The organism is Weizmannia sp. WK01 (assembly GCF_025905465.1).
Lineage (GTDB): Bacteria > Bacillota > Bacilli > Bacillales > Bacillaceae_C > Weizmannia > Weizmannia faecalis.
Window position 1 is genome coordinate 3,505,781 of sequence record NZ_CP109616.1, and the last position, 26,076, is coordinate 3,531,856.

The 26,076-nt window shown below is 45.6% G+C and carries 22 protein-coding genes; 2 read left to right on the plus strand and 20 right to left on the minus strand.

The window, feature by feature from the left end; genetic code table 11:
- Window positions 1-6 precede the first annotated feature (6 nt).
- From prfA to rpoE, 16 genes are all read right to left on the minus strand, one after another.
- Window positions 7-1,077, minus strand: coding sequence for a peptide chain release factor 1 (gene prfA / locus OF158_RS16695; protein ID WP_035183234.1), 1,071 nt, complete (start codon window positions 1,075-1,077; stop codon window positions 7-9).
- 150 nt (window positions 1,078-1,227) lie between these two features.
- Window positions 1,228-1,617 (minus strand): hypothetical protein, encoded by a 390-nt coding sequence (locus tag OF158_RS16700; RefSeq protein WP_035183232.1) that lies wholly within the window; start codon window positions 1,615-1,617, stop codon window positions 1,228-1,230.
- Between the two features lie 65 nt (window positions 1,618-1,682).
- The gene (locus OF158_RS16705) at window positions 1,683-2,255 is read right to left on the minus strand and encodes a thymidine kinase (protein ID WP_014096746.1); all 573 of its coding nucleotides are present in this window, start codon (window positions 2,253-2,255) and stop codon (window positions 1,683-1,685) included.
- A gap of 116 nt (window positions 2,256-2,371) precedes the next feature.
- Entirely contained in the window at window positions 2,372-2,572 is a 201-nt protein-coding gene (gene rpmE / locus OF158_RS16710; RefSeq protein ID WP_013860746.1) for a 50S ribosomal protein L31, read from the minus strand.
- A gap of 159 nt (window positions 2,573-2,731) precedes the next feature.
- Window positions 2,732-4,012: a transcription termination factor Rho gene (rho, locus tag OF158_RS16715; RefSeq protein ID WP_013860747.1), complete on the minus strand. Its 1,281-nt coding sequence runs from the start codon at window positions 4,010-4,012 to the stop codon at window positions 2,732-2,734.
- A gap of 434 nt (window positions 4,013-4,446) precedes the next feature.
- Window positions 4,447-5,412 carry a class II fructose-bisphosphatase gene (glpX, locus tag OF158_RS16720; RefSeq protein WP_014096744.1) on the minus strand — a complete coding sequence of 322 codons (966 nt, stop codon included), beginning with the start codon at window positions 5,410-5,412 and terminating at the stop codon, window positions 4,447-4,449.
- 110 nt (window positions 5,413-5,522) lie between these two features.
- Window positions 5,523-6,809: a UDP-N-acetylglucosamine 1-carboxyvinyltransferase gene (locus tag OF158_RS16725; RefSeq protein ID WP_035183230.1), complete on the minus strand. Its 1,287-nt coding sequence runs from the start codon at window positions 6,807-6,809 to the stop codon at window positions 5,523-5,525.
- A gap of 179 nt (window positions 6,810-6,988) precedes the next feature.
- Complete coding sequence (gene fsa / locus OF158_RS16730) at window positions 6,989-7,636, minus strand: fructose-6-phosphate aldolase (protein ID WP_014096742.1); 648 nt, start codon at window positions 7,634-7,636, stop codon at window positions 6,989-6,991.
- 301 nt (window positions 7,637-7,937) lie between these two features.
- A complete protein-coding gene (locus OF158_RS16735; RefSeq protein ID WP_014096741.1) occupies window positions 7,938-8,795 on the minus strand; it encodes a class II fructose-bisphosphate aldolase in 858 nt (285 codons plus the stop codon).
- Between the two features lie 211 nt (window positions 8,796-9,006).
- On the minus strand, window positions 9,007-9,372 hold the full coding sequence (locus OF158_RS16740; protein ID WP_013860752.1) for a response regulator: 366 nt from the start codon (window positions 9,370-9,372) through the stop codon (window positions 9,007-9,009).
- A gap of 191 nt (window positions 9,373-9,563) precedes the next feature.
- Window positions 9,564-10,712 carry a hypothetical protein gene (locus tag OF158_RS16745; RefSeq protein WP_035183228.1) on the minus strand — a complete coding sequence of 383 codons (1,149 nt, stop codon included), beginning with the start codon at window positions 10,710-10,712 and terminating at the stop codon, window positions 9,564-9,566.
- Window positions 10,713-10,724: 12 nt separating this feature from the next.
- On the minus strand, window positions 10,725-11,558 hold the full coding sequence (locus tag OF158_RS16750) for a hypothetical protein (RefSeq protein WP_035183226.1): 834 nt from the start codon (window positions 11,556-11,558) through the stop codon (window positions 10,725-10,727).
- Window positions 11,555-12,244: an ABC transporter ATP-binding protein gene (locus tag OF158_RS16755; RefSeq protein ID WP_035183224.1), complete on the minus strand. Its 690-nt coding sequence runs from the start codon at window positions 12,242-12,244 to the stop codon at window positions 11,555-11,557. The genes OF158_RS16750 and OF158_RS16755 overlap by 4 nt, the downstream gene beginning before the upstream one ends.
- Complete coding sequence (locus OF158_RS16760) at window positions 12,241-12,642, minus strand: GntR family transcriptional regulator (RefSeq protein WP_035183223.1); 402 nt, start codon at window positions 12,640-12,642, stop codon at window positions 12,241-12,243. The genes OF158_RS16755 and OF158_RS16760 overlap by 4 nt, the downstream gene beginning before the upstream one ends.
- 271 nt (window positions 12,643-12,913) lie before the next feature.
- A complete protein-coding gene (locus OF158_RS16765; protein WP_026683935.1) occupies window positions 12,914-14,515 on the minus strand; it encodes a CTP synthase in 1,602 nt (533 codons plus the stop codon).
- Window positions 14,516-14,748: 233 nt separating this feature from the next.
- Window positions 14,749-15,333, minus strand: coding sequence for a DNA-directed RNA polymerase subunit delta (gene rpoE / locus OF158_RS16770; protein WP_043052462.1), 585 nt, complete (start codon window positions 15,331-15,333; stop codon window positions 14,749-14,751).
- 1,011 nt (window positions 15,334-16,344) lie between these two features.
- Between rpoE and OF158_RS16775 the strand changes: the two genes are divergently transcribed.
- Complete coding sequence (locus OF158_RS16775; RefSeq protein ID WP_035183217.1) at window positions 16,345-17,025, plus strand: ABC transporter ATP-binding protein; 681 nt, start codon at window positions 16,345-16,347, stop codon at window positions 17,023-17,025.
- Window positions 17,018-19,483: an FtsX-like permease family protein gene (locus OF158_RS16780; protein ID WP_035183215.1), complete on the plus strand. Its 2,466-nt coding sequence runs from the start codon at window positions 17,018-17,020 to the stop codon at window positions 19,481-19,483. The genes OF158_RS16775 and OF158_RS16780 overlap by 8 nt, the downstream gene beginning before the upstream one ends.
- A gap of 258 nt (window positions 19,484-19,741) precedes the next feature.
- Here the strand turns inward: OF158_RS16780 and icmF are convergent, their stop codons facing one another.
- The 4 genes from icmF to OF158_RS16800 all read right to left on the minus strand — a co-directional run bounded on the left by icmF (window position 19,742) and on the right by OF158_RS16800 (window position 26,047).
- On the minus strand, window positions 19,742-22,996 hold the full coding sequence (gene icmF, locus OF158_RS16785) for a fused isobutyryl-CoA mutase/GTPase IcmF (RefSeq protein WP_035183212.1): 3,255 nt from the start codon (window positions 22,994-22,996) through the stop codon (window positions 19,742-19,744).
- An 83-nt stretch (window positions 22,997-23,079) separates the two neighbouring features.
- On the minus strand, window positions 23,080-23,715 hold the full coding sequence (locus OF158_RS16790) for a TetR/AcrR family transcriptional regulator (RefSeq protein WP_017550324.1): 636 nt from the start codon (window positions 23,713-23,715) through the stop codon (window positions 23,080-23,082).
- Between the two features lie 19 nt (window positions 23,716-23,734).
- The gene (locus tag OF158_RS16795; RefSeq protein WP_035183210.1) at window positions 23,735-24,877 is read right to left on the minus strand and encodes an acyl-CoA dehydrogenase; all 1,143 of its coding nucleotides are present in this window, start codon (window positions 24,875-24,877) and stop codon (window positions 23,735-23,737) included.
- Between the two features lie 33 nt (window positions 24,878-24,910).
- A complete protein-coding gene (locus OF158_RS16800; RefSeq protein ID WP_013860764.1) occupies window positions 24,911-26,047 on the minus strand; it encodes an acyl-CoA dehydrogenase in 1,137 nt (378 codons plus the stop codon).
- Window positions 26,048-26,076 lie beyond the last annotated feature (29 nt).

A 26,076-nucleotide genomic window follows, 5' to 3' on the forward strand; every position in this document is an offset into this window, starting at 1 on the left:
TTTCCATCAGCCATTCACACGCTCCAGTTTTTTTGACTGGTCTTCAAGAATAAGGGCATCAATGATTTCATCGAGTTTGCCATCAAGCACCTGGTCAAGCTTTTGGATCGTTAACCCGATCCTGTGGTCCGTCACACGGTTTTGCGGAAAATTGTACGTACGAATCCGCTCGGAACGATCCCCCGTTCCAACGGCAGATTTCCGGTTGGCGTCATATTCCGCCTGCGCTTCCTGCTGAAATTTATCATAAATACGGGCACGCAGCACTTTCATCGCTTTTTCTTTATTTTTGATCTGCGATTTCTCATCTTGGCAAGACACGACAATCCCGGTCGGAATATGGGTCAGGCGCACAGCTGACATCGTCGTGTTGACGCTTTGCCCGCCCGGCCCGCTTGATGCAAATGTATCGATCCGGATATCTTTCTCATTGATATCCACTTCGACTTCCTCCGCTTCCGGCAAAACCGCAACCGTTGCCGTTGACGTATGGATACGCCCGCCCGATTCCGTTTCCGGCACACGCTGCACCCGGTGAGCCCCGTTTTCAAACTTCAATTTCGAATACGCACCCTTGCCGTTCACCATAAACACAATTTCTTTGTACCCGCCGATCCCCGTGACATTGGCTTCAATCACATCGATTTTCCAGCCTTGCGATTCGGCATAACGCATGTACATGCGGTACAGGTCGCCTGCAAACAACGCGGCCTCATCCCCGCCTGCTGCCCCGCGGATTTCCACAATTACGTTTTTTTCGTCATTCGGGTCTTTCGGCAGGAGCAAAATTTTCAGGCGCTCTTCATATTCCGGGATTTTTGACTCGAGCTCATGGATCTCTTCTTTCACCATGTCCTTCATTTCAGGATCGAGTTTTTCCGAAAGAAGCGACTTTGCATCCTGGAGCTGTTTTTGCACTTCTTTATATTCACGGTACACCTGCACGGTTTCCTGTAAATCCGACTGCTCCTTCGAATACTCCCGCAGTTTTTTCGGATCATTGACGATCTCAGGATCACTTAACAACTCGTTCAGCTTTTCGTACCGGTCTTCCACGGCCTGCAACCGATCGAACATCGAACCCCACCTCATTTCACAACGTATTCCCGTTCCGATAACAGCAAAATCCGCCCTCAGACATAACAAATTTATTATAGTATACGCACGGGGAAACTTAAAGCGGAACATGAAAACAGCTGCTGAAACGCCTTTTTCCGGGATGATTTCCTATTTCACGTCTATTCGGACATGAATGTCGTAACGGGGGGCCACTTTCAAAAGTTGGCTGCGGATGTCCGCCGCTTTTTTCATTCTTTCCCTGTGGTTCAGCTGTTCCTCCGTGTGGACATTGACCCACATATCTTTCCCGTTCACATATACCGAATGCGGGACGGCGTTGTCCATTTTCCAAACCGCTTCCCGCACCCTCTCGATATCCGCGTTTACAGCAGCTGCCCCGCCAGCATCCCCGTTTCTTTGCCCGGCCTTTTGCGTATCCGCCGTGCTTAACGGCCTCGTTTCAACACGATCCGGCGCAGCTTCACGGGTCCGGTTTTGGGCCGTGCAACCTGCTAAGAGCAGCATGGCCAGGCAGAGGAAAATCAGCTGTTTTGCCATAAAAAAAACCTCCTTTTCCAATAGGTTTCCCTTCGGACGGAGGTTTATTTACGAACCACATGCCGTCACAGCGGCGGATGGTCGTGGCATTTGCGGCAAACAGGATAATACGTGTCATTCCCGCCGATCTGGATCTGGTCCCCTGTATACACCGGCTTCCCGTTCTCATCGACGCGCAAATTCATCGTCGCCTTCCGCTCGCAAAACCAGCAGATCGTTTTCATTTCTTCGATTTTATCCGCATACAAAAGCATGTATTTGCTGCCCTCAAAAAGTTCATTTTGAAAATCATTTTTAAGGCCGAATCCCATTACCGGGATATGCAAATCATCGACAATGCGGGCAAGCTGCAGCACATGTCTTTTTTTCAAAAACTGGACTTCATCGATCAGGACGCAGTATGGCGGGGGATTGTACCCTTTCACCATTTCAAAAATATCCGTATCATCGTAGATCGGGATCGCCTTCCTGCGCAAACCGATTCTGCTTGAAATATAGCCTTCTTCATCGCGCGTATCGATACCCGATGTAAAGATAAGGACCGGTTTATTCTGTTCTTCATAGTTATGGGCAACTTTCAATATTTCAATCGATTTGCCGCTGTTCATTGCGCCGTATCTGAAAAATAGCTGTGCCATCGTTCCCGCTCCTTATTTCAACAAATATGGTTTTAGGATCAGAAAAATCCGTCCGGGCAAACCGGAATCCCATAAAAAAAACAGGCAAACGCATCGCCTGTTTTTCATGGATTCTTTTATTTAAGTCCGTATTTTTTATTAAAGCGATCAACACGTCCGTCAGCAGTCGCGAATTTTTGGCGTCCTGTATAGAATGGATGGCATTCGGAACATACTTCCACGCGCAGTTCATCTTTTACAGAACCACTTTCGAATTCGTTGCCGCACGCACATTTGACCATTACTTTTTTGTATTCTGGATGAATTCCTGGTTTCATGCTTTTCATCTCCTTCAGCCCTGAGTCATTGCGAAACAGAGTTCTATTGTTTTACGGGACACGCCCTGTAAAATTTCATAAACACACTATGCTTAGTATAGCAAGTCCGAAGTGGAAATGCAACATCACTGCCTGAAAAAAGTTCTTCCTTATTTTTCCTTATATTACACGCCTTGACGATGATACTTTCAAGTCTGCTTTGATCATTTCCACAAACTCGTCGTTTGTTTTGGATTGTTTCAGCTTGCGCAAGAATTTTTCGACAAAATCCGGAGAATCGGACATCGATTTGCGGATCGCCCACAGCACTTCGAGATGGTCTTTCGAAAGCAGCAGTTCTTCTTTCCTTGTACCGGAACGGCGGATGTCGATGGCCGGGAAAACGCGCTTTTCAGCGAGGGAGCGGTCAAGATGGAGCTCCATGTTCCCGGTGCCTTTAAATTCTTCATAAATCACATCATCCATGCGTGATCCGGTATCGACTAGCGCGGTGGCCAAAATTGTCAGGCTGCCGCCTTCTTCAATATTACGCGCCGCCCCGAAAAACCGTTTCGGACGATGGAACGCAGCCGGGTCAATCCCGCCTGAAAGCGTTCTCCCACTCGGCGGAATCACAAGGTTATAGGCGCGTGCGAGGCGCGTAATGCTGTCCATTAAAATGACGACATCGCGCTTATGCTCGACAAGGCGCATCGCTCTTTCCAATACGAGTTCCGCAACCTTGATATGGTTTTCCGGCACTTCGTCAAAGGTCGAGCTGACGACATCCGCATGCACGGAACGTTCAATATCTGTTACTTCTTCCGGCCGTTCATCAATCAACAGAACGATCAATTCCGCATCAGGATGGTTCACGGTAATAGAGTTGGCAATTTCTTTCAGCAGCATCGTTTTACCGGCTTTCGGCGGCGCCACAATCAAACCGCGCTGCCCGAAACCAACCGGGGTGATTAAATCCATAATCCGGGTGGACAGTTTTTCGGGAGCCGTTTCAAGGATAATCTGCCGGTTCGGATAAAGCGGCGTCAGAGCCGGAAAATGAACCCGTTCCTTAGCGGTTTCCGGGTTTTGGCCGTTTACCGCTTCCACATGCAGCAAGCCGTAATAGCGTTCGTTTTCTTTCGGCGGCCGGACTTTGCCGGAAACCTTATCGCCGTTTCTTAAATCAAAGCGGCGGATTTGCGAAGCAGAAATATAAATGTCCTCCGAACTTGGGGAGTAGTTGATCGGGCGCAGGAATCCGAATCCTTCCGACTGGATGATTTCGAGCACGCCTTCCATAAAGAAATACCCTTCTTGCTCTGCCCGTGCTTTTAAAATCGCAAAAATTAACTCTTTTTTCGTCAGTTTGCTATAGTAGGATACTTTATACTCTCTTGCAAGGGCATAAAGCTCTTTTAACGTCATATTTTCCAGACTTGATATTGATAAACTTTCCATAAAAACACCACACTTTTTCAATTTACAGTCGGGTAGAGCAGTCTGTTTCTTCCGTTACATCAAAATTTTCCATTTGTTCCCGGCGCTTAAAACTATACCGGTATACCAATGGAACAGAACAGGCTAAAAATAAAGGAATGTGAAGGCAAGATATGAACATCCACAGTTTTGCTTTGCGCATAGATAGAAAACATGAGCTGTCTGCAAAGAGGCAATGTTGCAGCACGTGCATCTATGGAGCCGCACCATGTACGGAAGAAAAAGAAGACAAACAATTGAATATTTATAAATAAAATCATAATCATTTTAACCCTGAAACAGAAGAGAAATCAACTAAAAATAGCATAAGAGGTAAAAAACTTTGTTGAAAATGGGAGGGAAGGCGGCACTTCCGCCCTTCCCCCGCCGCTATAGCTGCATGGTCCCCCGGAGATTTACGCTTTGATCACAAGGTTCGGCTTTTTCTTCAGACTGTGCTGCCCTTCAATAAAGCGGACCGTCCCCGACTTTGCACGCATGACGACAGAATGGGTGGATCCGTACTGGCCCTTAAATTGGACACCGCGCAAAAGTTCCCCGTCGGTTACGCCGGTCGCAGCAAAAATGGCGTCATCCCCGCTCACAAGGTCGTCCATCATCAGCACTTTATTGATGTCAACCCCCATGCTCAGGCAGCGTTCTTGCTCCGCGTCGTTTTGCGGCAGAAGGCGTCCCTGGATCTCGCCGCCGAGGCATTTCAGCGCAACTGCTGAAATAACCCCTTCCGGCGCGCCGCCCGATCCGAACAAAATATCCACACCGGTATGGTCGAATGCCGTGTTAATGGCAGCTGCCACATCCCCGTCATTGATCAGTTTGATCCGGGCGCCTGCAGCACGGAGCTGCGCAATAATTTCTTCATGGCGCGGACGGTTCAGAACTGTTGCCACCACATCCTCGATATCTTTATTTTTCGCCTTTGCCACAGCTTTTAAATTATCGATAATCGGCGCATTAATATCAATCATGCCGACTGCTTCAGGGCCGACAGCAATTTTATCCATGTACATATCCGGCGCATGGAGCAAATGCCCGTGATCTGCTATCGCCAGCACACTGAGCGCATTCCAGCCGCCGGATGCCAGGATATTCGTTCCTTCCAGCGGGTCAACTGCAATGTCAACGCGGGGGCCGTATCCATTCCCGAGTTTTTCCCCGATGTACAGCATTGGTGCTTCATCCATTTCCCCTTCACCAATGACGACAGTGCCTTTCATCGGAATGGTGTCGAACACATCACGCATCGCGGACGTTGCCGCATCATCCGCTTCATCTTTCAATCCGCGCCCCATCCATCTTGCGGATGCAAGTGCTGCAGCTTCCGTGACGCGGACCAATTCCATTGACAAACTTCTTTCCAATTTCACTACCCCCATAAATAGATTTTTTAATTAGTATATCACATTTAAAAAATTATTGTGTCATAATTTCTTTGTTTTTTTCTATTTATGGGGGAGCCGGCAGTTGTCCGCTAGGAATGGTTCAGGTGTTCCATCTCCTTTTCGGACATGCCTTCCCGCCAAACAGCAGCACCAAGTCCGGTTAATTTTTCTACGAGGCAGCTGTATCCGCGGTCGATATGTTCCACGCCTGTCACTTCTGTCACGCCTTCTGCCATCAGGCCGGCAATGACAAGGGCAGCACCCGCACGCAAATCACTCGCTTTCACCTTTGCCCCCTGAAGCCGGACCGGCCCGTTTACAATCGCAGACCGTCCTTCCACTTTAATATTGGCGCTCATTCTCCGCAACTCGTCAATATGTTTAAAGCGGGCGGAATAGATTGTATCGGTTACGATGGACGTCCCTTCTGCTCTTGTCAGAAGCGTGGTGAACGGTTGTTGCAGATCTGTCGGAAACCCCGGATAAACGAGCGTTTTAATATCAACGGGTTTCAGCTTGTCTGCTTTCCCGATAAAAATCTGTTCATCCCCGGTTTCCACAGGTATGCCCATTTCCCTGAGCTTTGCGGTCAGCGACTCGAGATGATGCGGAATGACATTGTCAACAAGTACTCCTTCACCCGCGGCCGCCGCCAGGATCATAAACGTACCGGCTTCGATCCTGTCCGGAATAATCGTATGCCGGCAGCCGCTCAAATGGTCTACGCCTTCAATCCGGATGACATCTGTTCCGGCGCCTTTAATTTTTGCGCCCATATTTGTCAAAAGTGTGGCTACGTCAATGATTTCCGGCTCTTTTGCAGCGTTTTCAATGATTGTCCTTCCCTTTGCTTTAACGGCAGCCAGCATAATATTGATCGTTGCCCCGACACTGACAACGTCCAGATAAATACGGGCACCTTTCAATTCATCCGCCCTTAAATAGATGGCACCCTGCTCATTTGTCACTTTTGCGCCCAATGCTTCAAAGCCTTTAATATGCTGGTCGATCGGCCGCGGTCCGAGATGGCACCCGCCCGGCAGCCCGATGACAGCTTTTTTGAACCTGCCGAGCATCGCGCCCATTAAATAGTATGAGGCACGCAGTTTCTTCACCCTGCCATTGGGCAGCGGCATCGAGATCATATGGCGGGGATCGACCGTAATTTCCCCGTCCTCTGACGTAACCGTGGCCCCGATCTCTTCCAGCAGGCCGGTCAATGTCCGGACATCGGAAATTTCAGGCAAGCCTTCTATTGTTACAGGAGATTCCGAGAGGATGGTCGCAGGTATTAAAGCGACAGCGCTATTTTTTGCGCCGCTCACTTTAATGGTGCCTTTCAAAGGATATCCCCCGGCAATTTTTAGCTTTTCCATATTAAGCTCCCTTCTTTAGCGGGTATGGATGTACATTCCGGCTGTAAATGGCCGTTCGCAAACTGAGTCCGAAAGCTCCGAAAAACAATATGAATCCCAGCAACAGGATTGCCGAACAGGCGGAAAATCAAACTGTCCCGGAGAAAGCAAGAAATAAAGAGCAATTTTAAATATTTCCGTTATTTTGCTGTACGGCTGTTCCAGTCGCGTGTAAATTGTTCAATCCCTTTGTCTGTTAACGGATGCTTGAACAGCTGTGTGAGCACTTTAAACGGGACGGTTGCGATATGCGCCCCTGCGAGCGCCGCTTGTGTAATATGTTGCGGGTGGCGGATCGAAGCTGCGATAATTTCCGTATCAATTTGATGGATGGAAAAAATTTCGGCAATCTCGGAAATCAGGTGGATGCCGTCATGACCGATATCATCCAGCCTGCCAAGGAACGGCGAAACATACGTTGCACCCGCTCTTGCCGCCAAAAGCGCCTGATTGCTGCTGAAAACCAAGGTAACATTTGTGCGGATGCCTGCCTGTGCCAATTGATGAACGGCTTTCATTCCTTCCGGCGTCATCGGCACTTTGACTGTAATATTCGGAGCAATAGCCGCCAGTTCCTTTCCTTCTTTCACCATACCTTCCGCATCTTCGGAAACGACTTCAGCACTGACAGAACCAGGCACGAGCGCCGTAATTTCTTTTAACCGGTCATGGAATGAAACATTTTCCTTTGCCACAAGCGACGGATTTGTCGTTACACCGGACAAAATCCCCCATTCATTTGCGGTTTTGATTTCCTCGAAATTGGCAGTATCAATAAAAAATTTCATTCTGCTTCCATCTCCTTTTATGGTTCCTATGTATCCATTTCCACTATACCACGGAACGAAAAGAAAGTTCAGAAAAACAACCGTTTTTTTCACTGGCGCCTATCCAAAAAAACTATAAATCCTCTTGTTTCGCACCTTTGAACCTTGTTTCCCTAAAAAAGCCCAAATCTAAACGCCTGAAGCCATTCGCATTTTAAAACGCCATACCAAAAAAGCCCGGCACGCACGGGGCAGCGCCAGACCTTTTTTATCTTGAACACTCATCCTTAAGGCATGCGTGTTCTCGGCTAATCTAAAACGATCATGCTTTTTGGTTAGAACCGAACTCGCGGATTTTGCCGATAACGGTTTGTTTAATCGTTTCGCGTGCAGGCCCGAGGTATTTGCGCGGATCGTATACATCCGGATCAGCTGCCAATACTTCACGAACCGTTTTCGCGGAAGCAATTTGGTTTTCCGTATTCACGTTGATTTTCGCAGTACCTAAAGAAATAGCTTTTTTAATATCAGCTTCAGGGATGCCTGTCCCGCCGTGAAGTACAAGCGGCATGCCGGTAATTTTGCTGATTTCTTCCATTTCTTTGAAGCCAAGGTTTGGTTCGCCGTGGTAAGGGCCGTGAACCGAACCAAGAGCCGGTGCTAAAGCGTCGATTTTGGTCGCGTCAACCAGCTTTTTACATTCTTCAGGATCCGCATAAATGATGCCTTTTCCGACAACATCGTCTTCCTGGCCGCCGACAGTGCCGAGTTCTGCTTCCACAGATACGCCGTGGGCATGCGCATATTCCACCACTTTAGAAGTAATTTCCACGTTTTCATCAAACGGATGGTGGGAAGCGTCGATCATTACAGAAGTAAAGCCTGCATCAATGGCTTTCTTTGCATTTTCAAAGCTTGAACCGTGGTCAAGATGGATCGCGACCGGAACCGTAACATTCAAGTCTTCCATTAAACCTTCAACCATTTTTACAACGGTTTTAAAACCGCTCATGTAACGGCCTGCTCCTTCGGAAACACCGAGGATGACCGGGGATTTTTCTTCTTCTGCAGCCATCAGAATGGCCTGGGCGTATTCAAGGTTATTGACGTTGAATTGCCCTACCGCATATTTCCCTTCTTTTGCTTTATTCAGCATTTCAGTCATGGAAACTAAAGGCATGAATTTTCCTCCTTATCATTTGCGTTAAAAAGATTGCCCGAGGTTATCATTTTTATGATATACAATCTTCATAACATCATACTAGCCTATTGATCATTCCTTAACAATCATAACAAACAAAACCGGCATTTACCAATGAACTTTATTTGTCGGTAAAAAGAAATAAAATTATCAAAATTTTACGGTTTAGCACTTTTTTCACTTCATGCGCTTACATTGCCAAATATTTTTTCACTGCCTTGCGGATGTCGTCAATATCAAACGGCTTTGCAAAATGGGTCAGTGCCCCGAGCTCCTTCGCTTTCTCAATCAAGTCCAGTTCGCCGTAAGCGGTCATAATGATGGCCCGGATATCCGGTTTCATTTCTTTCAGCTTTTTTAAAATTTCAATGCCGTCCATGCCGGGGATTTTCATATCCAGCAAGACAAGGTCGATTTCATGGTTTGCAGCCAGCGAAAGTGCCTGGGGGCCGTTTGCCGCCTGAAAGGTTTCGTAGCCCTCTTTCTGCAGCACTTCCGTAAGCAAAACCCGGATGCCAAATTGGTCGTCAACAATTAAAATATTCGGCTCTCTCATTTTTCTCCTCCATCAGCTGATCAGTTTTAACAAAATTTGTATGTATTTTTGCCTAGCAATGCCCACTTGCTTTATGTATGTTAAACTATTTCTACTTCTCGTTCCTTTTTTCCTGCTTATACAAGTGGCAAATTAAATGATCATAGACGGAGGCGGAAAAGCAGCAAAAAAATAAAAGGGGAAGGCCCCTTTTATTCTATCGTCAACTCAACCCCTTCCACATACCGGGGGTTAATTCGTTTTCCTTTTTGAACCACTTTTCCACTGTACAGCTGCTTGCCGCTTGAAATGTCAAACACATACAGGAGACACGCTTTTTCCCGGGAATCGTTCGGGATAAGGAAGTACAACCTGCCGTTTTTGATTTCAGGGATGGGGTTGCCCGTACTCTGGTACTTGATAGCAAATGTCTTATCTGCTTTCAGCTTTCCATTCCCGTCAAAGGTTAAAAGGCGCGCGCCTCCGTTCTTTTTTTCGGTTGCCATATAAACTGCCTTTCCGTTGTAAACAGATTTCCAATCATCGCGGTTTCGTAGCGGAATGTTTATCGGTGGCTTGAGTTTTTTCGTTTCATTTGTGCAATATTTGTAAATAAAGGTATTCACTTCCTTTACTGAACCGTCACCGTCCACTTTCTCTTCTTGATATGCCAGTATATGGTTGGGCTTGTTCACGTCGGTTTCTGCGAGCTGGGTATATTGAGCCATTCTCCCCGTCTGTCCTCTTTGTGTAATCCATTTGCCTCCGGTTATTTTCTTGTCCGGCAGGCTGACACGATATACGCGGATATCTCCATCTGTGGCTGCCGCTACTTTCAGCTCATTTCCAGTTTTTTGCACATCCCAAACCGATGGAAAAGATTGTTTTGAAAAACCTTGCACCTTCCTCTTCATTGTTTCTGTTTTTCTTGTTTTCTTATCCAGCACCTCGACATACAGTTCTTTATCGAACCGGTGAAGCGGCTGCGGAATGATGTCCGCATAAGCAATCATTTGTCTATCCTCATAAAAGCCGCCATGATTGGTCTTTCCCCTCATAAATCGGGGATACTGCTTGACATACTGCTTGTACCAATCCGGGTCTTCATCTAGTAGCGAAAAAGAAGATTCCCTTCCTAAATAGCGGCTTCCAGATGAAGTAATCGAAAACATGCGATTCAAAAGGTTATCTTCCTGGTTATCCAGAGCAGTAATTTTAACATTCCGGATTTCTTTTTCATTTCCGCTTATCTTTTTCAGCACAAGCCCCGGATCCTTGTCAGCAGCCAATGCGGTATAAAAAAGGGGGATCGCTGCCACAACCGCAACCAAAATCACCAATAAATTTATATAACGTCTCATCGTATCTCTCCCTTACACCGTTACTTTGTATTTGATCAAGTATCCCCCCAGCAGGATAGAATACCCCGCAATGATGGCCGTCATGGCCACTTCCATCCATAATACTTCCGTTTCGTATAAAACACCGGGCAGCAATATATCAAAGAGCAATTCCGGCGTCCAAAATAAAACGAACGAGAGAAAACCGAAAAGCAGGCCGAGCAAGACCCCCTTCATGCGGAAACTTCTTTCCAATAAGATGGCCGTAAAGATCACAAGGACCACTGTAAACCCTAACCCGTAATGTAAGAGAAAGTCTATCACTGTACTAGGAAGCAACAGGTTAAACAAGGGAAAACTTAAGACAGCATCTATGACCGTCATATCCATCCTGTAAATGCCCGGTGTAATGGCATTAAAAAAGAAATGTTCAACCGGCAGCAAAACAATCTGAACAGCAACAAATCCAAACACCATCAGCAAAATGCTCGCCGCTTTCGCCAAATAGAGATTCCATCTTTCAACAGGAAGCATCAAAAGCCGGTATATAAACGTATGCTTACCGTACCAGTCCCTGTACCAAATCAGGAATATATAAAACATCATGGCCGCCGCACAAAGCGCAATCGGCCCCATGAACCAAACCGAACCAAAGCAGTCGATAAAGCCGATCGAACCATAATGCTTTACGTATGCCAGTTTTGGCAGTGACTGATGATACATGATCTCATTTGCTTGCGTGATGTAACGATGCACCGTCAAAAAAACGGACGTAAATTGTGAAAGGATGGTGATTGCAACCAAAGACCAGTAGATTTTCGCAAAACGGTTAATTTCGAAGTTGACGAGTTTTACAAAACTTTTCATTGCCGGTATACCTCCCTCATTATATCGACAACGGATTTCCCTTCGCTTTGGCGAATGTCTTCCGTGTAAAATTCCTTTAAAACCTTCCCGTCCCCGAGCAGCACCACTTTGTCCAATAGATGCTCAATATCATTGATTTCATGTGTGGTAATCAACACCCCGCGGTTTTCAACCAGGTCGCTCGCGAACACATTTGCAATTTGTTCCCGGCTGAAAATATCAATGCCCGAAAAAGGTTCATCCATCAGCACATAATCTACATCGAGCGATAGCCCGAGCAGCAAATTCACTTTTGCCATGTTTCCTTTTGAAAGGTCACCGATCCGGTCATTTTCATTCAGTTTGAAAAAATAAAGCAAGTCTTTTGCGCGCAATGTATTCCAGTCTGGATAATAATCCCGCATAAAAAGAATGGCATCTTTGATTTTCATCCGCGGCAGCATGATGGGCGCATCCGGAATGAATGCCAGCTTCTCGTAAATATGTTTGTTGTACGGTTCCCCATCGATCAGAATCTTTCCTTTGCTGACCGGGACAAGCCCTGCAATCGCTTTTAAAGTGGTTGTTTTGCCTGTCCCGTTCACCCCGATCAAACAGGTAATTTCCCCTTTTTCTGCTGTAAAAGAAAGCGAATCAAGCACTTTTTTTCGCCCGTATTTTTTCGTAACTTCCATAACTTCAATCATGCCCGGCCCCCCTTTTGCCCGCGGTATTGCCTTTTTACCAGCTCCAACAGCTCCTCCAGCGGAATGTCCATCGGGCGGATCGCATCCAGAAAATCAGCCAATGCTGACTGGATCAGTTCTTCCCGTACCCCGGCAAGCACTTCCCGGTCTGTTGTAATCCGGCTCGGAAGATTGCGTTCTGTGTGGATCAAACCTTGCTCCTCCATTTCTTTATACGCTCTTTGCGCGGTATTCGGATTTATTTTTAACATGGCTGCAAGTTCGCGCCGCGATGGAATTTCCTGTCCCGCCTCAAGGCTCCCTGACGCAATCCGGGTTTTAAAATAGTGGATAACCTGGATGTAGACAGGATCGCGGTTATTCCATTTAATCTCTGCGATGATCTGAATCGCCCCCATCCTTTTTCATCTCTCCATGTGTATGAAGGGCTTCATACACGAACGCCAAAATGATCGTATTAATACATTCATACATCTGATATGTGTATCATATCGTTCATACACTTCTCCGTCAATGGTTTTTTATAAAAAACCCGAAAAAATTTCCGGGCTTTTGTATGAAAAAAAACGAAATGCAAAAAAGCGGTGAGAAACCAAGCATAATGGTCTCTCACCGCTTTTTTCATTTAGGTGCCTTTGGAAAAATGGGGCACTATCCGAAGGGCCAGGTTTATTGTTTACCCTTGATCGACGCTTCGATAAACCCTTTAAACAAAGGCTGCGGGCGTGTCGGGCGCGAGGTAAATTCCGGGTGGAACTGGGAAGCAACGAACCACGGATGGTCCTTCAGCTCGACAATTTCAATGAGCCGGCCGTCCGGGCTTGTCCCTGAGAACGTGAATCCGGCATTTTCCATCTGTTCACGGAATTGATTGTTAAATTCATAACGGTGGCGGTGGCGCTCATAAATGACTTCATCCTGATAAGCATCATACGCTTTCGTACCTTTCACAAGCCGGCAAGGATAAAGCCCAAGGCGAAGCGTACCGCCGAGGTCTTCAATTTCTTTTTGCTCCGGCAAAAGGTCAATCACCGGATAAGGCGTATCCGGGTTGATCTCCGAGGAGTGTGCATCTTTCAATCCGAGGACATGACGGGCAAATTCGACCGATGCAAGCTGCATACCAAGGCAGATGCCGAGAAACGGAATCTTGTGTTCACGGGCATACTGGATGGCAAGAATTTTCCCTTCGATGCCGCGATCGCCGAAACCGCCCGGCACTAAAATGCCGTCTGCATCTTTCAGCAGATCTGCCACATTTTCCCCGTCCACCTCTTCGGCATTGATCATGTCAATATCAATATCTGCATCAAACTGATAGCCGGCATGTTTGAGCGCTTCTGCAACGGAAAGATAGGCATCCTGGAGTGCCACATATTTGCCGACAAGCGCAATTTTTACCGTCTTTTTCAGATTGCGCACCCGGTCAACAAGCCCTCTCCATTCGGCCATATCTGCTTCCGGGCACTGCAGTTTTAAATGGTCGCAAACAAGCTGGTCCAGTTTTTGCTCCTGCAGCATGAGCGGGATGGCATATAACGTATCGGCATCGATGCATTCGACTACTTCACGCGGCTGGATATCGCAGAACAATGCAATCTTGTCCTTCATATCCTGCGAGATTGGCATTTCCGTCCGGACGACAATGACATTTGGCTGGATTCCGAGGCCGCGCAATTCTTTTACGCTATGCTGCGTCGGCTTCGTCTTCATTTCGCCCGATGCTTTTAAATAAGGAATTAATGTACAATGGATGTACATGACATTGTCAATCCCCACGTCCGTTTTGATTTGCCGGATTGCTTCCAGGAACGGAAGCGATTCAATATCACCGACCGTCCCGCCGATTTCGGTGATGACGACATCTGCATTGGTTACTTTTCCGGCACGAAAGACGCGTTCTTTGATTTCATTGGTAATATGCGGGATGACCTGTACGGTGCCGCCGAGATATTCGCCGCGTCGTTCTTTCCGGATGACTTCGGAATAAACTTTACCGGTCGTGACGCTGCTGTATTTTGTTAAGTTAATATCAATAAAACGTTCATAATGGCCGAGGTCAAGGTCGGTTTCTGCGCCGTCGTCCGTTACAAACACTTCCCCGTGCTGGTACGGGCTCATCGTCCCCGGATCAACATTAATATACGGGTCAAATTTCTGGATCGTAATATTCAACCCGCGGTTTTTTAACAACCGCCCGAGCGATGCCGCAGTAATCCCTTTTCCCAGCGAGGAAACGACCCCGCCTGTTACAAAGATATATTTTGTCACGTGTTGTCCCCTCCTGTAATGTAACATTATTGTTCTTGCCCCAATACACGGCTTCATCCATTTTTAAGGGCTTGGGTCTGGTATAAATCGTTTTTTAAATCAGTCCTGTAAAAAACAAAAAGCCCCTCTTGCAATACGGGTTGCAAGGGGGAGCTTGATTTATTTTGCGATATTCCGTCCTTTTCAAAGGAGCCCAAAAATAATACTACCGTTGTCCTGGAAAGAAGTCAAGACTAATCTTTGTCGTTAGCGTCTTCCTCTTCTTCGTCTTCAGTAATGTCGAAATCATCCGTGAGCAGTTCATCGTCTTCGAAAGTTTCATCATCATCATCATCTTCATCGATATCAGAAAACTCATCGTCAGCCAAATCTTCGTCTTCGGCCAAATCTTCATCTTCCTCTTCTTCGTCGGCAAAATCCTCATCATCATCTTCGACGACATCATCGATATCCTCAAGATCGAGGTCCTCATCATCAATAATGTCCTCTTCTTCCTCGACAACTTTCGCTTTTTTCCGCTTCGTTTTTGTTTTCACGGTGTGGGTCACTTCTTCGTCAATCTGGTCAACCGGGTACCAGGCGCGGAGACCCCAAGTGTTGTCCCCCAGGCTGATAAATCTCCCGTCAATGTTTAAGTCCGTATAGAACTGGATCATTTTTCTTTCGGTCTCTTCTTCCGGCAATCCTAAAACCGCGCCGATTTCCGCAAGCAAGTCCTGGAAGGAAGTCACTTGTTTCTTTTCCTCCAATATTTGTTCCGCCAACTCGATAAAAGACATTTCCTTCAGTTCTTCTTTCGGCAACTGTCGCAAGCTCACGCGTCGCACACCCTTTCTCATTGATCAAAACTGCTATATGGCAGGCAAATGCTAATCTTTGCATGATTTAATAGAAAACATATTTACCATTATATACAAAAAGCAAACGTTTATGCTAGCCCCGCGGCCTTTTCCGGCTTTTTTTATCCCGGATTTTTAAGCGGCCCGGTGTCCTCATCAGCCGGTATGCAAGATAAAACAGAAAAAAAGAGAGGATTAAAAAAGGGATGGCACCAAGTTCTTTACTGTATAAATAATACCCAGCCAGCAAAAAAACGATCATACCGCTGCATGATAGTAAAATTTTGATGAAAGAAAACAAACAGTCCACATCCCTTGAAAAAATAAGCGATTGACGAGTCCTACTCCCACCTTCCGCCTATTCAAGCACATCTCCTATATCCTTGTCCATTTTACATCCATCTGGTAGAAAGAAACAACAGAATTCTATGTGGAAAGAAAATTTATTTTCGTACTTGCCATTGAGCGAAAGCAAAAAACCGGCATTCAGCTGCCGGTTTTTTGCTTTTGGAAGCACACGCTGCATTTTTGTCCAGCGGCAACTCCTAGCGGAAAATGCTATTTGGGTCGTTCAGCTTTGCTGGCACTGTAGTTTTAGCTGTATCAGTATCCAACTTATCCTTTGTTGGCCCGGTAACGTTTGCAACAATACTAAAAGAATGGCCAGAACGCTTGGCACCTGCTTCAGTCGGAATATATAATGCTAATATCAATATTGTCGGTATGAGTAAACTCACATTATAATTGGAATATTATGTTAAACAGATTCTTTTTTAAAAAGTTCCATCATTATCAATATACTGGAAACTTCAAAATTCAGAGAGTAGTTTTACTTCTCCCATTTTGCCAGCCATTCACAAAAAATGGCAACCACTATGCCGCGAGGAGATCTCTTCTATGAATAATGACTTACGATGCAGATCCATACCTAAAATGACCATATGAATACATAGCTCAAAAATATTATCGTTTTTATTGAAGGAGAATATTATGGAAGCATTAATAGAAGCTAATCGAATTTGTAAAAGATATAATCAAAAGAGCAGTAACATGGAATTGAAAGAAACATCCCTTACCATTCAAAAAGGAAAGATTTATGTCATTGAAGGGAAAAGTGGAGCAGGGAAATCAACCTTGTTAAATATTCTGGGAGGAATGGAGAAACCCACATCTGGAAAAGTATATTACAAAGGAAAATCCTTTTATGATCTAAAGGATTCAGAACAGGCTGCTATTAGAGGGGAACAATACGGATTTATATTCCAATCTTTTCAACTTATTCCGGAATTGACTGTAAAAGAAAATATAGAACTTCCACTCATGTTTATAAATAGGCATGAAAGAACAAATAAAGTGGAAGAATTAGCTGGATATTTAGGGATTGAAAATCAATTACATAAGCTTCCTGACTTTTTATCAGGAGGGGAACAACAAAGAGTAGCCATTGCTCGGGCACTTATTACTGATCCCAAAATTATATTTGCCGATGAGCCCACCGGTAATCTTGATGGAGAAACAACCAAAAAAATGATCCATTTATTTACAAGTCTGTGTAACAAAAAAAATATAACACTGATTGTTGTTACTCACGAAAAGAATTTATTCGAATTTCCAGACACTTTGTTTCTTATGAAAAACGGGAGATTGCAGGTGATACAAGAAAATGTTTAATTTAAGCATGAAAATTCTTTTATCGCGAAAAAAATGGTTATTTCTCATCGCTGGTTCAATTGCCATTGTTCTATCATCCGTAGCTTCTATATTTATTGCTTCTGAATCTGTAAGATCAGCAATTAAACAAAAGGCTCAGAATACTTACGGAGAACATACCGGTGTGTTAACAAATATTACAGAAACAAAAAAATCATTGTTGAAGAGAAATAAGGGGATATCGGTAGGAGTATATCAAATTATTGGTAAAACTAAAGTTAGTAGTGATAGATTTGCAACGGTGGGCTGGATGGATAAAAAATCAATATTATTGGGACATTTAAAATTAATAAGTGGGAGATTTCCGGAGAAGCCAAATGAGGTTGCGATAGAATCTGCGTATTTACAAGGCCCTTTAAAAAATTGGAGAATCGCGGAAAAAAGAACAATCAAAATTGGAAACAGCACGAAAAGCTTACGCCTTGTTGGAATAGTAAAAAATTATTCATCACAATGGTCAGTAGCCGAGGATTTTGAGAAGGGTGTCAATGACTTCCCGAATATATTTATATCTAAACAGTTAACTACCAATTATAAGAAAAATAATAGTTTCTTGTTCAAATATAACGGAAGCACAAAAGATTCGTTTGAAAAATCAATAGATCTTATTAATCACTATGACCGACAAGGCACTGTTAATAGTCGATTATTTAATAACGGACTAAATCAATGTGATACGATCAGGACCTTATCGATTACATTTCAATTATTAATTGTGATTCTTTCACTATTTTCTATAAACAGTCTCATTTTATATTTTACCCAAGATCAACATAAAAAATTGGGTATTATGAAATCCGTAGGTGCAAGTCAACGAGCTTTATACCGCATATACATTTACCAAGCTGTTATTATTTTTGTTTTAAGTGCCTTATTTTCATTTCCTATAGTATATTCTATTCAGTCACTAATCATTCATTTCTCATACAGAGAGTATTTTTCTAACTTTATGCTGATGATTGAAATGGTTGGAATGAGTATATTACTATACATTGGATTATTCTTTATGATCTTATTTTTATTCCTTAAAAATGTTAAGGAGTCCGGCACATTACATGTACAAGAACTATTGAACCAGCAAAATCGTGTAAGTTTCAGCGAACGATATAAAAGCGTTTTTAAAGGCTTTCATTCTAGCTATGGAAAATTATTAGTGAAAGAATTATTTTCAAATCCGAAGCAATTCTACCTTACTGTATTAATTTTATGCTTTTCATCTTTAACATTCACATTTACAAATTATATTCAAAAAGATAATTTGTATGGTTGGGAAGGGCTTAAATCCAAGTATTATTTAAACTCCCAAGAAGCTTTTAGCTTTAAAACACAACAAAATTTAAAAGTATTAAGTCACCAGGGATTAACCTTTACAGAAGCTGAAGTAAAAAAACTGGAAAAAACACCCGGGGTTTTATACATAGATAAAACTCCATTCATGGAAGATGTCGAAACGCTAATTGATCGGAAAATGATTACACCTTCCATTAACAATTGGATCTTTAATGAAAACTCTGCTTATAAAACTTATAATAATAAAATTATTATTCCGGATGTAAAATACGTTCTTCTCAATAAAGACGACTGGAAAAATATTGAGGCTCCAAAGAAATATAAAGATCTTGATGGCAAAGCATTCATTTATAATCCAGTTAACAAGAAAAACACAAACGAGGATAAAATCTTAGTTGGAAATACATTGACTTTAGTCAGATTGTATAAAACGCCAACCGGAATGAAAACCAGTCAAAAAAAGTTAAAAATTCTAGATGTTATTCATAAACCATTTAAATATAGAGTCAGCCCTTCTGTAGAAATAAAAAAAGATGACTTTATTATTTTGATGGACACTCAAACCGCAGTAAAATCCGGTTTGTTCCATGGGTTTAATGAACTTGAGATTTACACGAAAAAAGATATCTCTCATAAAGAAAAAATGAATCTTGATAAACAAGTAAAATCCTTATCGTCAACATTTCCTGGCAGCTTAGTGCAGAATACTTCTCAATTAATAAAAGACGATAATAAAATTTATAATTATCTCAAGGTGCTTGGCATGCTTTTGTTTTTTGTCTCTCTTATCCTCACTGCGATTTCCGTCACGATCATGATCTTTAGCAAATATCAAACTCAGAAGAGACAGTGGGGCATTTACTTATCTCTTGGGATGAGTAAAAGAAACATCATGCAACTCGTTTTTAGCGAAATATTCATTTATGTTTTTGTCTCTATGATTTTAAGTATGTTAATTTGTTGTATTGGATTGATAATGTTACCGCGTCAGTATCCCCTTGTTTTCTATTTTAAATATTTTCTGTTGTCTATTTTAATTGAAATCAGTTTTCTCATTATCGGGGGCTATATAATAAATCGTTCCTTACAACGTCAATCCATTGCTTCTTTCCTTAGAAGGGATGAGTAACACGCCTTGGACATAAATAAAGAAGCGAAAAGCTATCGTGATATGATGCAATAGCTTTTCGCTTCTCTTTCTTTTTTCTAATTCATTCGCAATATGAATAGAACGCGTGTATAATCGAAATTTTTGCCAGTTTTTTAAGAACAATACTTCTTGCAGCCGGCTCCTCGGATAGCATAACCTGCCCGTAATAAAGCCCTTAGCTTATTCCGGCCAGAACATTTGCCTGTCGGATACGGGCAAGGCGGCGGGACTTTCTGTTCACATATTCCTTCTGTATTGCCCGCCAATTTGGTAGAGGGTGTTGGTGATTTGGCCGAGACTTGCGACTTTGACGGTTTCCATAAGCTCGGCGAAAATATTGCCTCCTGAAACCGCGGTTTGCTTTAATTTTTCCAGTGCGGTTTCCGCTTCTGCTTTGTGGCGGGCCTGGAAATCACGCAAATTTTTGATCTGCAAATCTTTTTCTTCCTTTGTTGCCCGCGCAAGCTGCATATTGTTCAGCTCGTCCTCGCTTTTCGGGTTTGGATTCAGGAAGGTGTTGACGCCGATAATCGGAAGGGCGCCGGAATGCTTTCTGACCTCGTATTCCATGGACTCTTCCTGAATTTTCCCTCTCTGATACTGGGTCTCCATTGCGCCGAGTACCCCGCCGCGGTCATTGATACGCTCAAATTCCTCCAAAACGGCGGCTTCGACAAGGTCTGTCAGTTCTTCAATGATAAATGAACCTTGCAGCGGATTTTCATTTTTCGACAATCCGTGCTCTTTTGTAATAATCAGCTGAATCGCCATCGCGCGGCGCACCGATTCCTCGGTCGGTGTCGTAATCGCTTCATCATATGCATTGGTATGGAGCGAATTGCAATGATCCTGAAGGGCCATCAGCGCCTGCAGCGTCGTGCGGATATCATTGAAATCAATTTCCTGTGCATGGAGCGACCGGCCGGATGTCTGAATGTGGTACTTCAGCTTCTGGCTCCGCTCATTTGCCCCGTATAAATCGCGCATCACAACCGCCCAGATTCTTCTTGCAACACGCCCGATCACCGTGTACTCCGGATCAAGCCCGTTCGAGAAGAAGAATGAAAGGTTCGGGGCAAAATCATCCACCTTCATGCCCCTTCCTAAATAATACTCAACATAGGTGAAACCGTTTGCAAGTGTGAACGCAAGCTGGGAAATCGGATTGGCACCTGCTTCTGCGATATGGTATCCGGAAATCGAGACCGAATAATAATTGCGCACTTTATGGTCAATAAAATACTGTTGGATATCACCCATCATCCGGAGTGCAAATTCAGTTGAGAAAATGCATGTATTCTGGCCCTGGTCTTCTTTTAAAATATCTGCCTGCACGGTGCCCCTGACCGTCTGCAACGTTTTTTCGCGCACCTCCGTAAATTCCTCGACGGTTAAAACGCGCCCGAGCTCCGCTTCTTTCTTTTTCACCTGCTGGTCAATCGCCGTATTCATGAACATTGCCAGAATGACCGGCGCCGGGCCGTTAATCGTCATGGAAACAGAAGTCGAAGGCGCACAAAGGTCGAACCCTGCATACAGTTTTTTCATATCATCAAGCGTGCACACACTTACCCCTGACTCGCCGACTTTTCCGTAAATATCCGGGCGTTCGTCCGGATCTTCGCCGTACAGCGTTACCGAGTCAAAAGCCGTGCTCAGCCGTTTTGCCGGATCATCTTTTGATAAATAATGGAAGCGTCGGTTTGTCCGTTCCGGTGTCCCTTCCCCCGCAAACTGCCGCTTCGGATCTTCTTCCTGTCGCTTAAACGGGAAAACGCCGGCCGTAAAAGGAAATGCCCCTGGCACATTTTCTTTATACAACCATTTTAAAATCTCGCCCTTGTCTTCCCAATCCGGCAGCGCCACTTTCGGGATCGGGAGCCCGGACAAGCTTGTTGTTCTGATCCTCGTTGTGATCTCTTTATTGCGGATTTTGACAGTGACCGTCTCCCCGCTGTATTTTTGCTTTACATCCGGCCAGCTTCTCAAAAGGGTTTTCGATTCTTCTGTCAGCCCTTTTTCCGCTTCCGCACGAAGCGCTTCAAGCGATGCGATCACATCCTCTGCTGCCCCGGACTCCTTTGCAGCCGTAATGGCGCCTTCGAGTTGAAACATTCTCCGTGCGAGCATTGCCTGTGCCTCCGCCTTTTTATGGTACCGGCGGACGGTTTCTGCAATTTCCCGCAAGTAATGGCTGCGGCTTGCCGGGATGATGGTATGCCGGTTGCCCGCTTCCTGTTTTTTTGAAAAAGACGAGCGAAAAGCCGTTCCGCTCTTTTCATTGATTTTTTCCATCAGGGCGCCATATAAGGCGTTTGTGCCCGGATCATGAAACTGGCTGGCAATCGTACCGTATACCGGCATCTCATCCAGGCTTTGATCAAACAGCAGATGGCTCCGCTGGTACTGCTTTTGCACCTGCTTTTTCGCATCCTCTGAACCTTTCCGCTCGAATTTGTTGATCGCAATGAGGTCCGCGTAATCGATCATATCAATTTTTTCAAGCTGGGAAGGCGCTCCGAATTCGCTCGTCATCACATACATGGCAACATCGGAAACATTCGTAATTTCGGCGTCCCCCTGGCCGATCCCGCTTGTTTCGATCAAAATCAAATCAAAGCCGGCAGCCTTTACAATCCGGATGGCGTCATGGATGGCAAGGGAAAGTTCGGAACGGGATGCCCTCGTAGCCATGCTCCGCAAAAAAACGTTCGGATGGAAAATCGCGTTCATCCGGATCCGGTCGCCAAGCAATGCGCCCCCCGTTTTTTGCTTCGTCGGGTCGACCGAAAGAACGGCAATTTTACTTTCCGGATGGTCATGCAAAAAGCGGCGGATCAGTTCATCTGTCAAGGAACTCTTTCCCGCTCCCCCGGTACCGGTTATGCCCACGACCGGCGCTTTCTTCACGGCCGGAATGGCAGATTCAAGGGCAGCAAGCGCCTCCTGATGGTTCAAATGGTTCTCGGCATAAGAAATCAGCCTGGCAACAGAACTGATCCGCCCTTCGCTTAAGCGCCCGGCTTCTTTGGCAAAATCCGCTTCCGTTACCGTCGGGTGGTCGCACTCCCGGAGCATCATATTGATCATGCCCTGAAGGCCGAGCTTTCTGCCGTCCTCCGGTGAAAAAATACGCGCGATCCCGTAGTCATGCAGTTCTTTCATCTCACGCGGGATGATGACGCCCCCTCCCCCGCCGTAAATGCGGATCCCGGAGGCGCCGTTTTCCTGCAGCAAATCATACATATACTTGAAAAACTCAAGATGCCCTCCCTGATAGGAAGAAACGGCAATACCCTGGACATCTTCCTGAATCGCCGCCTGGACAATTTCTCGTGCCGAGCGGTTGTGGCCGAGATGGATGACTTCCGCGCCGCTTGCCTGCAAAATCCTCCGCATAATGTTGATGGAAGCATCGTGGCCGTCAAACAAACTGGACGCTGTGACAAAACGGACCGCATGTTTCGGGCGGTAAACCTCTGTTTCAGCCATCATATCCCCCTTGTCTTCATCAGGATTAAGTTAAAACGCATGAATGAACCCCGGGATGGAAAAACGGAAATGGCGCCAAAAATTTATGCCATCATACCCCTTGTCTCAAGGCCGGAAAACAGCAAATGGGTTTGCAGACGGATATAATCCTCAATTGTAAACTTCTTTTTAAATGCCCAGCGGCGGAAAGCCCACATTTCACCCTGGACAAAAATATTGTGGGCGAGCATCTCCATCTCTTTTTCATCCAGATCAAGTTCACCGTTTTCCGCGCATTTTCTGATCATTTTTTCAAATATGCCAACCATCTCCATTTCCTTTTTCAATACATATGGCAGTGCTTCTTTTGTCAGTGACTTTGCTTCCTGGTACATGACAAGCACTTCATCTTGCAGTTCGTCAACAATCCGGAAATAATGGGCAATCGCGAGTTTCAAACTTTCAAGCGTCCCCTGACCGGCATCAATGCGAATCAGCCTGTCGCGCACTTCATCATAAATCCGGTCGCACACCAAATAGAGGACATCCTCTTTTGCCCGGATATATTCATAAAGCGTCCCGATGCTAAAGCCGGATTTCTTGGCAATTTCCCTCGTTGTCGTCCGGTGGAACCCCTTTTCCTTAAAAAGCGCGACGGCGGCATTGATCATTTGGTTTCTGCGCTTTTCAATCAGCCTTTCATCCCTGACCGATGCCGGCACAAACTTTTTTTGGCTCACAAACGGCCTCCCCTCTCCGTCAGTCCTTTGTCAACATTCTTGAAATAACAAGCCGCTGGATTTCCTGCGTCCCTTCGTAAATTTGCGTAATTTTGGCATCGCGCATGAACCGCTCAACCGGATAATCTTTTGTATAGCCGTAGCCGCCAAAAATCTGCACGGCTTCCGTTGTGACTTTCATCGCCGTATCACCGGCAAACAGTTTGGACATGGCGGATTCTTTTCCGTACGGCAGCCCGTTTGATTCAAGCCAGGCCGCCTGGTACGTTAACAGCCTTGCCGCTTCGACTGCAGTGGCCATATCGGCAAGTTTGAAAGACACGCCCTGGTTCGCTGCGATCGGTTTGCCGAATTGTTTCCGCTCTTTCGCATAAGCTGTAGCCGCATCCAGTGCGCCTTGGGCAATGCCGACTGCCTGGGCCGCAATGCCGTTACGCCCGCCGTCCAGCGTCATCATCGCGATTTTAAATCCCTGTCCTTCTTCCCCGAGCCGGTTTTCTGCCGGGACCATGACATTGTCAAAAATGATTTCCGTTGTGGTAGAAGCCCGGATGCCCATTTTCTTTTCTTTTTTGCCGGTTGAAAACCCGGGAAAATCTTTTTCAATGATAAACGCGCTTGTACCATGGTGTTTGCTTTTCGGGTCGGTGAGGGCAAACACAATGTAAATATCCGCCACGCCGCCGTTTGTAATAAAAATTTTGGAGCCGTTTAAAACATAGTGGTCGCCTTCACGCCTGGCCGTTGTCACCATCGCGCCTGCATCGGAACCCGACCCCGGCTCCGTCAAGCCGTACGCACCGATTTTTTCCCCGCGGGCAAGCGGAACGAGATATTTCTGTTTTTGTTCTTCTGTGCCGAATTTAAACAGCGGCCAGCTGGCAAGGGAAGTATGTGCGGAAAGGGTCACGCCGGTTGAGGCGCACACACGCGACAGCTCTTCCACCGCAATGCAGTATGCCAGAAAATCGCTCCCGATCCCGCCGTACTGCTCCGGCCATGGAATCCCGGGCAGGCCGAGCGCCGCCATCCGGTCAAAGATGCTACGGTCAAACCGTTCGTTCTCATCGCGTTCCGCTGCTGTCGGTGCCACTTCCTTCACGGCAAAATCGCGTACCATTTTCCGGATCATTTCATGTTCTTCACTTAAACGAAAGTCCATTTTTCTGCCTCCAATTTTTTTATCCAAGACAACTTAAAGCCTTTTCTCCCGCAATAATTGATTGCTGATCACGATTCTTTGGATTTCACTTGTCCCTTCATAAATTTGCGTAATTTTCGCATCGCGCATGAACCGTTCAACCGGATAGTCTTTCGTGTATCCATATCCGCCGAAAATCTGAACGGCTTCAATCGCTGTATCAACAGCTGTTTGGGAAGCGAGCAGTTTGGCCATCGCCGCTTCTTTTTTGCAGCCCAGGCCGTTGCTCCGCAAAAAGGCTGACCGGTAGACAAGCAGTTTGCTGGCTTCGATGTTTGTTGCCATGTCGGCAAGTTTAAAACCGGTACCCTCAAATGCGTGGATGGGTTTTCCGAACTGGCGCCGGTTTTTTGCGTATTGAAGTGCCAGTTCATAGGCGCCTTCCGCAATCCCGAGGGCCTGTGCCGCGATCCCGATCCGGCCGGCATCCAGCACCGCCATTGCGATCTTAAACCCTTCCCCTTCTTCCCCCAGCCGGTTCTCAGCCGGAACCTGGAGATTTTCAAAGTGAAGCTGGACAGTTTTTGACCCGTGCAGCCCCATTTTTTTCTCATCCTTGCCGGTCCGGAAACCCGGCATGGTCTTTTCAATAATGAAAGCGGTGATGTTGCCGTCTTCCGTGCGGGCAAATACAATATACGTATCCGCCTCGCCGCCGTTTGTAATGAACATTTTTGAACCATTGAGCACATAATGCCCGCCCTGTTTTACCGCTTTTGTTTTTAAATTCTTCGCATCCGACCCCGCCTCGGCTTCCGTCAGGCAAAAAGCCCCCAGGTATTCCCCGCTTGCAAGCTTTGGCAAATATTTTTGTTTTTGCGCTTCACTTCCGAAATATAAAATCGGCGCGGTCCCGACGGATGAATGGACGGAAAGGATGACGCCAATGGTCGCGCTGGCTTTGGAAATTTCATGAACAGCTATAACGTATGCAGTAAAATCCAGCCCCGCACCGCCGTATGTTTCCGGAATGGTGATGCCCATCAGACCGAGGGTTGCCATTTTTCCAAGTATTTCACGCGGGAACATGCCGCGCTCCATGTCGCCCGTAGCCGGCAAAATTTCTTTTTCTGCAAAATCCCGTACGGTTTTTCTTAACAAAAGCTGTTCTTCCGTAAACTGAAAATCCATGATCAGGTCCCCTTTTTTGGGTGGTCATA

Excerpts from the sequence above, each read along its gene's own strand:
- OF158_RS16755 (WP_035183224.1), bottom strand. The coding sequence starts at position 12,244 with ATGATTGAAGTTATGGAAGTTACGAAAAAATACGGGCGAAAAAAAGTG.
- prfA (WP_035183234.1), bottom strand. The coding sequence starts at position 1,077 with ATGTTCGATCGGTTGCAGGCCGTGGAAGACCGGTACGAAAAGCTGAAC.
- OF158_RS16750 (WP_035183226.1), bottom strand. The coding sequence starts at position 11,558 with ATGAAAAGTTTTGTAAAACTCGTCAACTTCGAAATTAACCGTTTTGCG.
- fsa (WP_014096742.1), bottom strand. The coding sequence starts at position 7,636 with ATGAAATTTTTTATTGATACTGCCAATTTCGAGGAAATCAAAACCGCA.
- OF158_RS16735 (WP_014096741.1), bottom strand. The coding sequence starts at position 8,795 with ATGCCTTTAGTTTCCATGACTGAAATGCTGAATAAAGCAAAAGAAGGG.
- OF158_RS16740 (WP_013860752.1), bottom strand. The coding sequence starts at position 9,372 with ATGAGAGAGCCGAATATTTTAATTGTTGACGACCAATTTGGCATCCGG.
- icmF (WP_035183212.1), bottom strand. The coding sequence starts at position 22,996 with ATGGCTGAAACAGAGGTTTACCGCCCGAAACATGCGGTCCGTTTTGTC.
- rpmE (WP_013860746.1), bottom strand. The coding sequence starts at position 2,572 with ATGAAACCAGGAATTCATCCAGAATACAAAAAAGTAATGGTCAAATGT.
- OF158_RS16745 (WP_035183228.1), bottom strand. The coding sequence starts at position 10,712 with ATGAGACGTTATATAAATTTATTGGTGATTTTGGTTGCGGTTGTGGCA.
- OF158_RS16700 (WP_035183232.1), bottom strand. The coding sequence starts at position 1,617 with ATGGCAAAACAGCTGATTTTCCTCTGCCTGGCCATGCTGCTCTTAGCA.
- OF158_RS16780 (WP_035183215.1), top strand. The coding sequence starts at position 17,018 with ATGTTTAATTTAAGCATGAAAATTCTTTTATCGCGAAAAAAATGGTTA.
- OF158_RS16760 (WP_035183223.1), bottom strand. The coding sequence starts at position 12,642 with ATGGGGGCGATTCAGATCATCGCAGAGATTAAATGGAATAACCGCGAT.
- OF158_RS16800 (WP_013860764.1), bottom strand. The coding sequence starts at position 26,047 with ATGGATTTTCAGTTTACGGAAGAACAGCTTTTGTTAAGAAAAACCGTA.
- OF158_RS16795 (WP_035183210.1), bottom strand. The coding sequence starts at position 24,877 with ATGGACTTTCGTTTAAGTGAAGAACATGAAATGATCCGGAAAATGGTA.
- OF158_RS16705 (WP_014096746.1), bottom strand. The coding sequence starts at position 2,255 with ATGGCACAGCTATTTTTCAGATACGGCGCAATGAACAGCGGCAAATCG.
- rho (WP_013860747.1), bottom strand. The coding sequence starts at position 4,012 with ATGGAAAGTTTATCAATATCAAGTCTGGAAAATATGACGTTAAAAGAG.
- OF158_RS16775 (WP_035183217.1), top strand. The coding sequence starts at position 16,345 with ATGGAAGCATTAATAGAAGCTAATCGAATTTGTAAAAGATATAATCAA.
- OF158_RS16725 (WP_035183230.1), bottom strand. The coding sequence starts at position 6,809 with ATGGAAAAGCTAAAAATTGCCGGGGGATATCCTTTGAAAGGCACCATT.